The sequence below is a fragment of the Vreelandella olivaria genome, from assembly GCF_023507745.1.
Classification (GTDB): Bacteria; Pseudomonadota; Gammaproteobacteria; order Pseudomonadales; family Halomonadaceae; genus Vreelandella; species Vreelandella olivaria_A.
Map to the genome: position 1 here is coordinate 1 of NZ_JALPZO010000172.1, position 14299 is coordinate 14299.

The 14299-nt window shown below is 53.6% G+C and carries 12 protein-coding genes and 1 riboswitch; of the genes, 5 read left to right on the forward strand and 7 right to left on the reverse strand.

Going from position 1 to position 14299, the window contains the following annotated elements; all coding sequences use genetic code 11:
• Nucleotides 1-308: 308 nt before the first annotated feature.
• The 3 genes from HP566_RS20050 to thiC all read left to right on the forward strand — a co-directional run bounded on the left by HP566_RS20050 (nucleotide 309) and on the right by thiC (nucleotide 4210).
• Nucleotides 309-1253 (forward strand): integron integrase, encoded by a 945-nt coding sequence (locus HP566_RS20050; RefSeq protein ID WP_249979064.1) that lies wholly within the window; start codon nucleotides 309-311, stop codon nucleotides 1251-1253.
• 88 nt (nucleotides 1254-1341) lie between these two features.
• A riboswitch (TPP riboswitch) is annotated at nucleotides 1342-1502 on the forward strand.
• A gap of 79 nt (nucleotides 1503-1581) precedes the next feature.
• Nucleotides 1582-2265 (forward strand): thiaminase II, encoded by a 684-nt coding sequence (gene tenA / locus HP566_RS20055; RefSeq protein WP_249979065.1) that lies wholly within the window; start codon nucleotides 1582-1584, stop codon nucleotides 2263-2265.
• A gap of 31 nt (nucleotides 2266-2296) precedes the next feature.
• Complete coding sequence (gene thiC / locus HP566_RS20060; protein ID WP_249979066.1) at nucleotides 2297-4210, forward strand: phosphomethylpyrimidine synthase ThiC; 1914 nt, start codon at nucleotides 2297-2299, stop codon at nucleotides 4208-4210.
• A gap of 17 nt (nucleotides 4211-4227) precedes the next feature.
• On the opposite strand, the gene HP566_RS20065 is transcribed toward thiC, so the two are convergent.
• The 7 genes from HP566_RS20065 to HP566_RS20095 form a co-directional block, all read right to left on the reverse strand.
• Complete coding sequence (locus tag HP566_RS20065; protein ID WP_249979067.1) at nucleotides 4228-5307, reverse strand: NAD(P)-dependent alcohol dehydrogenase; 1080 nt, start codon at nucleotides 5305-5307, stop codon at nucleotides 4228-4230.
• Nucleotides 5308-5529: 222 nt separating this feature from the next.
• Nucleotides 5530-5709: a CsbD family protein gene (locus HP566_RS20070; protein ID WP_249979068.1), complete on the reverse strand. Its 180-nt coding sequence runs from the start codon at nucleotides 5707-5709 to the stop codon at nucleotides 5530-5532.
• A 260-nt stretch (nucleotides 5710-5969) separates the two neighbouring features.
• Complete coding sequence (locus HP566_RS20075; protein ID WP_249979069.1) at nucleotides 5970-7298, reverse strand: TRAP transporter large permease; 1329 nt, start codon at nucleotides 7296-7298, stop codon at nucleotides 5970-5972.
• Nucleotides 7295-7810, reverse strand: coding sequence for a TRAP transporter small permease subunit (locus HP566_RS20080; RefSeq protein WP_249979070.1), 516 nt, complete (start codon nucleotides 7808-7810; stop codon nucleotides 7295-7297). Before HP566_RS20080 ends, HP566_RS20075 begins: the two co-directional genes overlap by 4 nt.
• A 90-nt stretch (nucleotides 7811-7900) precedes the next feature.
• The gene (locus HP566_RS20085) at nucleotides 7901-8953 is read right to left on the reverse strand and encodes a C4-dicarboxylate ABC transporter substrate-binding protein (protein WP_249979071.1); all 1053 of its coding nucleotides are present in this window, start codon (nucleotides 8951-8953) and stop codon (nucleotides 7901-7903) included.
• 261 nt (nucleotides 8954-9214) lie between these two features.
• Complete coding sequence (locus tag HP566_RS20090) at nucleotides 9215-9724, reverse strand: porin family protein (RefSeq protein WP_249979072.1); 510 nt, start codon at nucleotides 9722-9724, stop codon at nucleotides 9215-9217.
• A 78-nt stretch (nucleotides 9725-9802) separates the two neighbouring features.
• The gene (locus tag HP566_RS20095) at nucleotides 9803-10723 is read right to left on the reverse strand and encodes an EamA family transporter (protein WP_249979073.1); all 921 of its coding nucleotides are present in this window, start codon (nucleotides 10721-10723) and stop codon (nucleotides 9803-9805) included.
• Between the two features lie 152 nt (nucleotides 10724-10875).
• On the opposite strand from HP566_RS20095, the gene HP566_RS20100 reads away from it, so the two are divergent.
• Both HP566_RS20100 and pta read left to right on the forward strand, forming a co-directional pair.
• Nucleotides 10876-12057, forward strand: a complete 1182-nt coding sequence (locus tag HP566_RS20100) for an acetate/propionate family kinase (protein WP_249979074.1) — start codon at nucleotides 10876-10878, stop codon at nucleotides 12055-12057.
• The gene (gene pta / locus HP566_RS20105; protein ID WP_249979075.1) at nucleotides 12057-14240 is read left to right on the forward strand and encodes a phosphate acetyltransferase; all 2184 of its coding nucleotides are present in this window, start codon (nucleotides 12057-12059) and stop codon (nucleotides 14238-14240) included. Before HP566_RS20100 ends, pta begins: the two co-directional genes overlap by 1 nt.
• Nucleotides 14241-14299 lie beyond the last annotated feature (59 nt).

A 14299-nucleotide genomic window follows, 5' to 3' on the forward strand; every position in this document is an offset into this window, starting at 1 on the left:
TCTCATATCAGCCAGCCTCAATATGCTGTTTGGGTATACAGCATTTTCTGCTGCATGTACTAGGCTGATAGTGGGTCTCGCTCGCTATCGCGCAAATAACAATGTATATACGCCCGGCTGCATAACCGCAATAAACGTGACGGCACATTCATTGGGGTTATACAGCCATCTTGAATGACTCTACCCCATTGATTCTTCTAGTGGCAAAGCCAATTTTGGCAGTATATCCAAAATTCGTGTGCTTGCGTGATTTTCCATTCTCAATAATACTGTATAAAAACACATACCAAGCTATGATTAGGGCCACCATGAAACTGATGGAAAGGGTTCGGGCTACACTCAGAGTCAAGCGCTACAGCCTCCGTACCGAGAAGACCTACTGCTACTGGATACGCTTTTTCATTCGTTTCCATCGAATGCGGCACCCTGCCACTATGGCAGCCTCAGAAGTGCGACAGTTTCTGGAGTACCTGGCGATTGAAAGGCGAGTGGCTGCAAGCACACAGAACCAGGCACTCAATGCTATTGTGTTTCTTTATCGGCACGTTCTGGATCAACCACTGGCAGACATAGGCATGTTTAGTCGTGCCAAACGTCCTCAGCGTTTGCCGGTAGTTCTTTCTCATCAAGAAGTGATGGATACTCTTGAACATCTATCAGGATCGATGCACTTGATTGCATCGCTCATGTACGGCTCAGGGTTACGAGTCTCTGAAGCTTGCCGTTTACGAGTTAAAGATATTGATTTTTCCCAATCCGTTATCACTGTCCGTTCTGGCAAAGGTAACAAAGACCGCACCACACTCTTGCCACCCTCTTGTGAAGCGGCATTACATGCCCACATTCAGTTGGCAGCGCAGCAACTGGCTTCGCGTGTTGCAACCAACGCCACCCCGGTATCTCTTCCCTATGCGCTAGATCGCAAATACCCGAATGCTGGTGCTTCGCTTGCGTGGCAGTGGCTTTTCCCTGCATCCAAACCCTGTTTTGATGCCGACAACCGGGTGGTACTACACCATATTCATACTTCTGCCGTACAAAAAGCGGTTAAACATGCCATGCGATCCTCTTCGTTAACGCGCCCGGGATCATGCCATTCTTTACGTCATAGTTTCGCGACTCAACTGCTTAGCCAAGGCACTGACATTCGCACGGTTCAAGAGTTGTTGGGACACAAAAGTATCGAAACCACCCAAATATATACCCATGTGCTGGGTAATGGCTTTGCAGGTGTTAGAAGCCCACTAGGTTAAGGCGTGCGTTGCCGTTTATGGAATGCTGTCACACGATCAAAATAGCCCCCTTGCATCTCTCCCCCCCGCCTCCTACACTGCGGTGACTAACAGCTTGACGGGGTGCCGGTGAATCCGGCTGAGATGGCGCAGGGCGTAGCAATTTTCGCTCCCAAGCGCTGGTCCCGCTGAACCTGATCCGGCTAATGTGCTGCTGCTCTCATGACGTGCGGCGCGGGTACCGGCGTAGGGATCAAGCGATGGCCACGGCTTCGTTTTACGCCACCCTTCTGTGCCATTCCCTCGATCTCCATCGCTCGCCTTCCGGATCATTACTTCCGGAGGAGTCATGGGCTACTGCTTTACTGATCTCACCACCGCCTGCCAGGAAGAGTGGCGCGCCTATATTGAGCACGATTTCGTGCGTCAGTTGGGCACAGCTACGCTGCCGGAAGCGTCGTTTCGCCACTATTTGAAACAGGATTACCTGTTTTTAATTCACTTCGCCCGCGCCTATGCGCTGGCTGCCTACAAAAGCCCTACTCTTGCTGATCTTCGTCAGGCTCATGAAGGCTTAAAAGCCATTGTGGATGTGGAGTTGGGCCTGCACGTGGGCTTCTGCCAGGAGTGGGGCATTTCAGAAGCAGAGCTTGCTGAGCTGCCAGAAGCCAGAGCAACACTTGCCTACACCCGCTATGTATTGGATACCGGCAACCGCGGTGATCTGCTCGATTTACACGTGGCGCTGGCCCCTTGCCTGGTGGGCTACGGTGAAATTGCTAACTGGCTGAATGCCCAGCCTTCCACCCTGCGCGGCGAGCAGAACCCCTATGACGCATGGATAGCCATGTACGAAAGCGAGGAGTTCCAGGCGGCCATGCAGTCAGAAATTGAATGGCTAAATGCCCGTTTGGCAGACGTTACCCCTGCCCGCTTTGCCGAACTGAGTAAAACCTTTCGCGATGCCACCCGTCTGGAAATCGACTTCTGGCAAATGGGCCTGGATCTGATAGACGAGACCCTGGCCAACTAAGCTTGCACAACAAGAACCCAAGGAGATCCTAATGACCAAGACCGTTACCAATAGAACCAGCCACTTTTTAGCCGAAACTGCCCAGGTGGATGATGCCGCTATTCAGGCATTGCCTGGCTCGCGTAAAGTTTATATCGAAGGCTCGCGCCCGGATATTCGTGTGCCATTTCGGGAAATCTCTCTCTCTCCCACCAAAACCACGGGTATTGATGAAGAGAACCCGCCGCTGCTGGTGTACGACACCTCCGGCCCCTACACCGACCCCACTGCCAGGATTGACCTGCGCCAGGGGCTGCCCGAGCTACGCCGTGCCTGGATTGAGGAGCGGGACGATACCGAATTCCTGACGGGCCCTACCTCCCACTACGGTCAGCGCCGCGCCAATGACCCTACCCTGGCCCAGTTGCGCTTTGACCTGAACCGCACTCCACGCCGTGCCAAACCGGGCAAAAACGTCACCCAGTTATACTACGCCCGCCAGGGCATTATCACGCCGGAAATGGAGTTTATCGCCCTACGGGAAAACCAACGCCGCCAGGCGTTAGGCACTGCGGAAGTGGAGCGTATTCTGGGCCACCAGCACCCTGGTCAGAATTTTGGAGCCAGCTTACCGGAAGAAATCACCCCGGAGTTTGTGCGCGATGAGGTTGCCAGAGGCAGGGCAATTATTCCCAATAACATCAACCACCCGGAAAGCGAGCCGATGATTATTGGCCGTAACTTCCTGGTCAAGATTAATGGCAACCTGGGCAACTCGGCGGTCACCTCTTCCATTGAAGAAGAGGTCGATAAAATGACCTGGGGAATCCGTTGGGGCGCGGATACCATCATGGACCTCTCCACCGGGCAAAACATCCACGAAACCCGCGAATGGATTATTCGTAACTCGCCTGTGCCCATTGGCACGGTGCCCATCTATCAGGCTCTGGAAAAGGTGAAGGGCGTGGCCGAAGATCTCACCTGGGAGATTTTCCGCGATACCTTGATCGAACAGGCCGAACAGGGCGTGGATTACTTCACTATTCACGCGGGCGTGCTATTGCGCTACGTACCGCTGACCGCCAACCGCGTCACCGGCATTGTCAGCCGTGGCGGTTCCATTATGGCGAAGTGGTGCTTGTATCACCATCAGGAGAGCTTCCTCTACACCCATTTCGAAGAGATCTGCGAGATCTGCAAACAGTACGATGTGGCGTTCTCCCTGGGCGATGGATTGCGCCCTGGCTCGGTGGCGGATGCCAACGATGAAGCGCAGATGGCCGAGCTTAAAACCCTGGGCGAGCTGACCAAAATTGCCTGGAAGCATGATGTGCAGGTAATGATTGAAGGCCCAGGCCATGTGCCCATGCACCTGGTTAAAGAGAACATGGATAAGCAGCTGGAGTACTGCGACGAAGCGCCCTTCTATACGCTTGGCCCGCTGGTAACGGATATCGCCCCCGGCTACGATCATATTACCTCGGGTATTGGTGCGGCGATGATTGGCTGGTTCGGCTGCGCAATGCTCTGCTATGTCACCCCCAAAGAGCACCTGGGCCTGCCGAATAAAGACGACGTCAAAACCGGCATTATCACCTACAAGATTGCCGCCCACGCTGCCGACTTGGCCAAGGGGCACCCAGCAGCACAGCGGCGGGATAACGCCCTCTCCAAAGCGCGATTTGAATTCCGCTGGGAAGACCAGTTCAACCTGGGATTAGACCCGGACACCGCACGGGAATACCACGACGAAACCCTGCCGAAAGACTCCGCCAAGGTGGCGCACTTCTGTTCCATGTGCGGGCCGAAGTTCTGCTCCATGAAGATCAGCCAGGAGGTGCGTGACACTTACAAAGACCGGGCCAACGAGCATGGCCTAAACGACGCAGAAGCGGTAAAACGTGGTATGGAGGAACAGGCAGAGAAGTTTCGCCGCAAAGGCAGCGAGCTGTATCAAGAGGTATAGCCCGCTGCCCAAGGCGCTTAGGCAGCGCTAAGCGCCACTTTTAGCACGCCATCGCGCTGGTGGGAGAAGAGGTCGTAGGCCTCGACAATATCCTCCAGCGCGTAGCGATGGGTAACCATGGGGCCAAGATCCAACCGGCCGGCGGCAATGATGCTCATTAGCCTGCGCATGCGCTCTTTACCGCCAGGGCATAACGAGGTGATGATTTTATGATCACCCAGGCCCGCACAGAAAGCACCCAGCGGAATGGTGAGGTCCTCGGAGTACACACCAAGGCTGGATAGCGTACCGCCAGGCTTGAGTACCCGCAGTGCAGCTTCAAACGTTTGCTGTAGGCCAAGCGCTTCTATCGCGGCGTCCACACCACGCCCACCGGTAAGTTTGAGCACTTCTTCCACCACATCGACCTTGCGGAAATCCAGCGTCACATCAGCACCCATCTGCTTGGCCATGGCTAGGCGCTCATCAACGCCATCGACCGCAATGATCATTCCCGCTCCCCGCAACCGCGCACCTGCGGTGGCACATAGGCCAATCGGCCCTTGGGCAAATACCACCACTGTATCGCCTATCTTGATACCTGCTGCTTCAGCACCGGCAAACCCCGTCGACATAATGTCTGGGCACATCAATACCTGCTCATCGGTGAGGCCATCGGGCACAGGGGAAAGGTTCGCTTGGGCATCAGGTACCAAGAGGTACTCCGCCTGGGCACCATCAATGGTATTGCCAAAGCGCCAGCCGCCCATCGGTTTATAACCGTGTCCGTGGTGGCCGCCATCCTGTGAACAGCAGTCATCCTGGCAGGCGTAGGAGGTAAAACTGGGACAGATGGCACCAGCGATGACCCGTTGCCCCTCTTGGTACCCCTTAACATTGGCACCCAGTTTTTCGATAACGCCCACCGGCTCATGGCCGATGGTCAAGCCGCGCTCTACCGGGTATTCCCCCTTTAGAATATGTACATCGGTTCCGCAGATGGTGGTCGTGGTCACGCGCATCAGCGCATCGGTCGGGCCGATTTCGGGGATAGGTTTGTCGTCGATCTCAATCCGGCCTGGTTCAACAAAAATCGCCGCTTTCATCATGGTAGGCATGGGGCACGTCCTCAGTGAGGGGAGTCATGGCACTAATCTTCAGAACTAACCTTCAGAACTAACCCTTCAGAACTCATCTTCAAAACTTATCCATTAAGTACTTATCCATTAAGCGTGAGTGGGTTACTCGGCGTCGTGAGCTACATCAAACAGGGTGCTAAAAAGCAACAACCGGAGCCATTGGCTCCGGTTGGTTCTACAACACACTGGCGATTGGAATAATTACTTTGTCAGTTTTTCCTTGGCTTCGCCTTTACCTTTTTGCAGTTCGCCCTTGGCTTGCTGGGCTTTACCTTTGACTTCAGTTTTGGTGCTTCCGGTCGCTTTACCAGCCGCTTCTTTCACTTTACCAGCTGCTTTGTTAGCCGTACCTTTCACTTTATCTTTTTTGCCGCTTGACATGACGAACACCTCTAATCCGTTAGTAGGGAAATGCCGTGTACCTGGTTGCCATTAACACCACCAGCAGCACGGCATATCTCTTAAGGTAGTCCCTGTTAAAAAAGTTGCCTCACTTTCTTTCTACTCATCATGTCGGCGCCCCACTATTTGGCATGATGTGCAAACATGCCATCACAAGAAGCATTAGCGACAGCATGCCATTCATGGAGGAAAAGCGGTATAGCGCGCTGCTTCCAGATTAATGCACATCCATGGGGCTACTAACGCCAGGAAGGTCCACCCATTACATCAGGCAGCCATAACGCAAGGCTGGGGAAAGCCAGTACCAGAGCCAAAACCACTAACTGCGCGATGATAAATGGCACGACCCCCCAATACATATGCTTGAGCGTAATCTCCGGTGGGGTAATGGCTCTTAAATAGAAAATGGCTGGGGCAAGTGGCGGCGTTAAATAACTCGTTTGCAGCACGACGAGGAATGCCACGCAGAACCACACCTCATCGAAACCTAGCATCCTGACAATCGGCATCGCCACGGGAATGATGATCAGAACCACTGAGATCAAGTCCAGCACGAAGCCGGCGATAAAGGCGATGAGCAGAATCAGGCCGAGAATCATCCAGGGGCTTAAGCCGGTATCCATCAGCATCGACTGCACCGTTGCCATTCCGCCAGAGGCAAAAAAGACCCCCGCAAACATACTGCCCCCCATGACAATCAGCAAAATCATTGCCGAGATGTTCATGGTTTTGATCGCTGCGTGCCACAGCACATCCCGTGTTAGGTTACGATATGCCAGTGCCAACAATACCGAGCCAAGCGCCCCACAGGCCGCCGCTTCTGTTGGCGTGGCTAGGCCCATTAAGATGGTGCCCAATACGGTAAAAATAAGCAGCATGGTTGGTACCAGTGCCACGAGCGTAATTCGTAGCTTCTCGCCCCAGCCAATATCGGGCTCCTGCTCCTGCACACGCGGCGCCATTTCCGGTTTCAGGTAAGCGACCCCGATAATGTAAACCAGGAACATAAGCGCCATTAAGAACCCCGGTATCAGCAATCCACTAAATAGCGAGCCCACCGAGACTCCAGCCACCGGCCCTAAAACCACTACCGTAATGGAAGGCGGAATAGCAGTGCCTAACGAACCACTGGCACAAATCGTTCCTGAAATAAGGCTCTTGTTGTAGTGATGCTTAAGCATTACCGGTATCGCCAGCATCCCAATAACCGCCTCGGTAGCGCCAACCACACCACTGGAGGCAGCAAATAGTGTGCCCATAATAATGGCCCCCACCCCCAACCCACCAGGAAGGCGACGTGTCCACATATGGATAGCTTCGAATAAACGTTCGGCAATCCCGGATCGCTCAAGCATCGCTCCCATAAAGATAAACAGCGGTACAGCGGCAAGAATAGAATTAGAGGCGGTATCTTCAATTTTGGTTAGCAATTGATAAGCCGCCACATCACCGAATTGAATAATCCCAAAGCCAGTGGCCACCAGAATCATCGAGAATGCGATGGGAAAACCAGAAAAAATAAACAGCATCAGAGCTGGAAACATCAATAACGCTAAGTAGCTGCTCATGATGTGCGCTCCTCAGAAAGCGGTTCGCCACGCAGTATTGCTACCGCTTTTAACATCTCGGCAACGACTTGCAGAGCCAGCAAGCTAAAACCGATAAACCATATGGTTAGAATCGGCCAGACGATGGGGTTCCATGCAGAACGGCCTGAACGCTCATTGGAATTAAATGCCTGCAGTGCGTAATGAAAAAGCTCCCACACCAACCACACTAGAATGGGCAAAAACAGTACATAGCCAATAATTCGCAGCAGTGCGTTAGCCTTGCCACTTAACTGCATTGATACCAAATCCACACTGACGTGGTGGCCAACTCGCAGTGCATTTGCCATACCCAGCATGAACATTGCGCCCATCACCATATAGCTAATCTCAAACGCCCATAAGGTTGGGCGCCCGCCAACATAACGGCTAAACACCTCAACGACTAACGCGCCAACGAGAGGAAAAATCAATATGGCACCGACCCAGCCAGCCCAGCGGGTCAGCGACTCAATCGCTTGAATTAGTTTCATGATGGATACTCAAAAAACATTCCGTAAAAGAGAGGCTCAAACGTACGAAAGAGAGGTCCAAGACCTCTCTTTCATTTCGTTGGTGCTCAGTTAGCGGCCCATACTGCCAATGGGTAGACGATACTGAGGCCACACACTCATGGTGTCTTTAAAATCGCGCTGGGACTCAATAACGCGAGCAAACCACTCGTTTTCAGCAGCGTATTCGTCTTCCCACTTGACGGTCTCTTCGTAGATAGTATCGATGAATGACTGATCCAGATGAACAATCTCATTGGGGCCATCGACCAGGGCTTGATAAGCGGCCAAGTCCGCAAACGAGCTTGCCAGCCACGTTTCAAAAACACTCATTTTGCCGGCCAAACGCAACATTGCCTGTTCATCTTCACTTAACGCATCCCAGGTTGCTTCATTAACCTGGCACTCTAAAAAACCACCTGACTGATGAACCCCCGGCAAGATGACGTACTGGGCGACTTCCTGGAACCCAGTAGGCTGGTTCATTTCAGGGCTGCCCCACTCCGCCGCATCAATGACCCCACGCTCCAGGGCACTGTAGATATCGCTTCCCGCCATGACCACGGTAGATGCACCCAGCCGGGAAGCTAACTCAGACCAAGCACCCGAAGTACGCAAGCGCAACCCCTGAAAATCCTCCAAGGTTTCAACACGCTTATTAGAGTGTAGGAAAATTTCTGTGCCTAAAATCGCACAAGGGAACGCCACGACATCAAATACATCACGGCGATACTCTTCATAAAGCTCAACACCGCCACCTTCGTACATCCATAGCATAAACTCTTCCGGCGTTAAGCCACTTGAGTGTCCCGCCAATAATGCAGTGGTTGGATCGGTGCCATAGTCGTAATTGATGTAATTATGGCTAATCTGAGCAACGCCGGATTTCACCGTATTGGTAACACGAAGTGCACTGCCCAGGGTGCCTCCGGGGTAGACCTCAATCGCAATCTTACCATCAGAGAGTTCGTTAACTCGGTCAGCAAACATCTGCGCATCACGCTCAAGCCACGGCCCACCACTCCAGGGCGTTGCCATGCGCCAGTTCATTTCAGCAGCCCCGGCGGTTGCCACAACGCCAGTACAAAGGCCGATAGCTAATGCAAGTTTATTTACTTTATTCATGGCAGTTTCCTCTTAAATGGTATGTTGTATATTTGTTCGCTGGCCATTTTTAGTCATTATTGTTTGTTTCGACACTACCACCTTCGCAGATGCAGCATTTAGCTCAAACTGAGTAAAAATATGCCGATCCTCAGAAAACACTGGTTATAAATTAAAATTGCGAGGAGGCAGGAAGGTCGGCAATACCATAAAAAAACCCCACCGCTTAAGAAGCGGTGGGGGGATCCCTTACTCTATTATGTATGTAATGCAGCGACTTGCTTAGAAGCGGTAACGTAGCCCCACACTGGCGGCATCAAAGTTGTACGCCGACTTATCCAGGTAGCGCATGTAGTCTGCGCCGATGGCGAGATTGTCGGCCACGTCAATCTCTGCGCCAGCGCCGTATGACACGCCACTTTCACGGTCGAGATCGAAATCCACCTCAGTAACACCCACCAGGCCATAGAGGCGGAATGTCGGGGCGATGGGCGCGATACCCTTGGCGTATGCGCCAACCAGGTAGTCGAGCTCGGCAGGGCCGTCAGAACCACCGGTACCAAGGTGCCCTTCAACGGCGAAGTAGTCATTGAACTGTGCGCCACCACGCAGGCGCAGGCCTACGTCGTCACGGGAAGAGCCACGGTCAGGGTCCAGGCTCCAGAACATGGCGTCACCACCCACATATCCTTGTGGGTACTGAAATGATTGTTGCGCTTGAGCCGATGCCGCGAAAGCACCCGCACCAACCAGAAGCGCTGCGGAGGTGAGTGATAATACGGTCATCTTCATAAGTAAAGCCTCAGTTAAAAAACAGTGTTTCCTTACGTATTTGGATTGTGGCTCAACCTTGCAGATAACGCAAATTTTTTATCTGACTTTAGACAAACTCAGTACCACGATCCCACTAACCACTACCGCCCCTCCGAGCAGCTGAATTGGACTAAGCATTTGTCCCAGAACGAAATATCCTATTACCAGTGACGCCACGGGCTCGATATTCATCACCGGTGCATTACGTGCCATATCCAGTCGGGGAACAAAAATAAACAGTATTGAGAACCCAGAACCATAGAGCAGTGCCAGCAGAGCCAGCCCCACCCAGCCCACATTACTTTCTGGCAGATTCATCCCCCCAGGCACAGCACCCAGCAAACCGCCAATGACCATAACAATAAGCACCGTTTGCATGGTTAACAGACTGCGAAGCGTGCTACCAACCGCCGCTAAACGGTGCTCCGTCACCCATAGCGCGCAGGCAAACACAAAGGCAGCAATCAAGCCATACCCAATGCCGGCCAGCCAACCTGGCCCCAGCGCTTCAAGGTCGGTTAGCCAGCTCGGAATATCGAGCACTATCAGCAGCCCAATCAAAATCGTCCCCATAATCAGGCAACTACGCAAAGAGGGTCTTGGCCCACCCAGCGCCCACGTTAACAATGCCAACTGAATGGGATAGGTGTTGACTAGCAGCAGAGCAATAACAACCGGCAGCCGTGCCACTGCCGAATATAAACTGACGCTTTGAATGGCGATCAACAGCCCCACTGCCAATTGCCACGGCCACGTGCCTGGTGGCAGCCAAAAGCGTTTTTTCTGGGCGATGACCAGTGTCAGTAAAATCAGGCAGGCAACGCCCGAGCGGGTCAGTACTGCCAGTAATAAGCCAGTACCATTATCGAACGCCAGACGGGCAGCAACATGGTTAGCTGCAAACATGGTGGCGACGGTTATCATCAGCAAAATAGCCAGATGACGTGGCAATAGCGTAGGTGAAGAAATTGAAGGCATAGGAACAAAACGGCTCACGATAGGTAATATAGGGCACAGAATGCCGACATTTTTCATAGAAGGCTAACTAAATTCAGCGCTGATTATCTGCGCGGCAGCATGCTAGACTAAAGTTCACTCCCTTTTCCTGCTGACTACTTCAAAAGGCTGTTATGAACGCACCGGTGCTGGTAATTAACTGTGGTTCTTCTTCTATTAAGTACGCTTTGATTGATTCAGATCCTCAGGCACCGCGTTTAGCAGGCTTGGCGGAACGCTTAGGTAGTCGAGATGCCCGCCTGAAAGGCAAAAACAGCGCAGGCGAAAGTTTTACCCAGCCATTACCCAATGCCGACCACGCCGAAGCCCTCATTGCCATCTTAAAGCGTTTGGAAAATCGGGTACCCGCCGCCATTGGACACCGTATCGTGCATGGTGGAGAGCATTTCACACAAGCGGCACTTATCGATGACAGCGTTATCGCGACCATTGAATCCATTGCGGCACTCGCTCCCCTGCACAACCCAGCTCATTTAGCCGGCATTGCCGCTACCCAGAAAGTATTTCCTGGTCTCCCCCAAGTCGCCGTTTTTGATACCGCCTTCCATCAAACATTACCACCACGGGCCTACCGTTACGCATTGCCAGAAGCCCTCTACACTGAACACCGCATTCGTCGTTACGGTTTTCACGGCACCAGCCACGCCTATGTAAGCAAGCGTGCTGGTGAGCTGAGCCAGCGTGGTAATGGTGGCTGGTTAACCGCCCACCTGGGCAACGGCTGTTCCACCAGTGCGATCTGGAATAACCAAAGCCAGGATACCAGCATGGGGCTAACACCGCTGGAAGGTCTGGTCATGGGTACCCGAAGCGGCGACGTGGACCCCGGTCTGCACGCCCATCTGCACCGCCAGCTTGGTTGGTCGCTGGATGAAATCGACGATGTGCTCAACAAACAAAGCGGGTTATTGGGCCTTTCCGGCCTGACGAACGATATGCGCGAAGTCGAGGAGCAAGCGCTTTCAGGGCACAAGGGTTCCAAGCTGGCACTGGATGTATTTTGCTATCGGATTGCGAAATCCCTGGCAGCGCTCTCCTGCGCCCTGCCCACTCTCGATGGCGTTATTTTCACTGGCGGAATCGGTGAGAACTCTCCCATTGTGCGACGTGAAGTGATCGCCCTACTGCCCCACTTTGGCTTCAACATGGATGAAGCAGCCAATGAGGCCACTATACGTGGCAAAGAGGGCAAGCTGGACCATACAGGGCACAGCGGGCCAGAGGTGTGGGTCATCCCCACCGACGAAGAGGGCCGTATTGCCATGGAAACCCGCCACTGCGTGGAGACCCATTAATGAATAGCTCACCCGAGCAACCCCAAGCCATACTGCTGGTACCCACTAGCGTGGGTGCAGGGTTGACATCCGCCTGCCTGGGACTAATACAGGCATTGGATACCATTGGCTTAAAAGCGGGCTTTTTAAAGCCGTTTATGCAAAACGAGCTGAACGGCCCAGGACTGGATCGCTCTACTGCCCTGGTATCCCGCACGTTAAGTCAGCGTCCACCTTCACCGATTTCCCAGGCTCGACTTGAGCGCCTGCTGCGCGACGACCAGACCGATGAGCTCATGGAGAACGTGGTTGAGCTTTACGACCAGGTTACCCAGCAGGCGTATCGGGATGGCAGTGCCTTGGACCTTGTGGTGGTAGAAGGCGTTGTACCTACCCAGCACACCACTTATGCTACCCAGACCAATGCTCAACTGGCCGATGCCTTGAACGCGCGCATTATTCTGGTAGGCACGGGGGACCTTAACGACCCCCAACGCCTTGCCGAAGAGCTGGATATGCATGCCCGTAGTTTCGGTGGCGTGAGCTCCAGCCGTACGCTGGGCGGTATTTTGATGCGCATGAGAAACCTGCCGTATGGGCAGGAAGATGATCTCTCTGCCGCGCCTGGCACCATTAAGCCACAGTTGGAAGAGCCGGTACTTAACGAACTCCGCCGTTACTCACCCTCTCTGGCAACAGATAGCTTCCATCTGATTGGTGTTGTGCCTTACAGCAAAACCCTGAGTGCTCCGCGTACTCTGGACGTTGCCCGCGCCCTGAATGCAAAAGTGCTTAACGAAGGTGAAGCGGCCAGTCGTCGTGTGCTATCTACCAGCCTTTGCGCCCGTAGTGCAGCCAACGCGCTGCATATCTTTACCCCCGGCAGCCTGATAGTCGCCTCGGGTGACCGGGACGATGTGGTACTGGCATCAGCCCTGGCGACCATGAACGGCACCCAACTGGCGGGCGTCTTGCTCACCAATGGTTTCCTGCCCAATAACAGCATGATCGAGATGTGTCGCCCGGCGCTGAAAACCGGCCTGCCAGTACTGGCAGTGGAATCTGACAGTTTGACCACAGCCCAGAACCTGAGCCAGCTCAGCAGTGAAATCCCGATGGACGATTTCGAGCGTGCTGAGCAGGTAGCCCGTTATGTGGCAGCACACCTGGATTTGGATTGGCTGAAGTCCAAGCTGAGCAGAGGCTATACCCGCCGCCTGTCGCCTTCTGCATTTCGTCACCAATTGGTTAAACTTGCCCAGCAGGCGAAGAAACGTATCGTGCTACCTGAAGGGGATGAGCCACGTACCATAGAAGCAGCCATTATCTGCCAGCGCCGCGGTATCGCCGACTGCGTCCTGCTTGGTAAGCGCGATGATATCGAAAACGTGGCGCATAACCGGGGCTTAACGCTACCGGAAACCCTGACCATCATAGACCCGGAAAGCACTCGAGCCAGCTATATTGAACCCATGGTAGAGCGTCGCCGCGGCAAGCTTAACGAGCTGACTGCAGAAGCCCAGCTTCAGGATAACGTGGTGCTGGGTACCATGATGTTGCAACTGGATGAGGTGGATGGCCTCGTCTCTGGTGCGGTGCATACCACAGCCAATACGGTTCGCCCGGCCTTTCAGTTGATCAAGACCGCGCCGGAATACAGTCAGGTATCATCGATCTTCTTCATGCTGCTGCCAGAGCAGGTCGTCGTCTATGGCGATTGCGCTGTAAACCCCGACCCGGACGCAGAGACCCTGGCTGAAATCGCGCTGCAAAGTGCCCATTCCGCTGAAGCATTTGGTATTGAGCCACGCGTCGCCATGATCAGCTACTCCACCGGCGACTCCGGCACCGGCGCGGATGTGGATAAAGTGCGTGAAGCCACGCTCATTGCTAAAGAGCGTGCCCCTCACTTAGCGATTGATGGGCCTCTGCAATACGATGCCGCCGCCATAGAGAGCGTGGGCAAACAGAAAGCCCCCGATTCACCTGTCGCTGGTAGAGCAACGGTGTTTGTTTTCCCCGACCTGAACACTGGCAATACGACCTATAAGGCCGTACAGCGTAGTGCCCGCGTGGTCAGCGTTGGCCCCATGCTACAGGGGTTAAACAAACCCGTTAACGACCTTTCCCGTGGTGCGTTAGTGGACGATATTGTGTATACCATTGCACTGACAGCAATCCAGGCCAGTCAGCGGGAAGCGTAAAAAAAACCAGCTCTCACTCATGCAAAAGGCCCCAAGCATCTTGATTGCCTGGGGCCTTT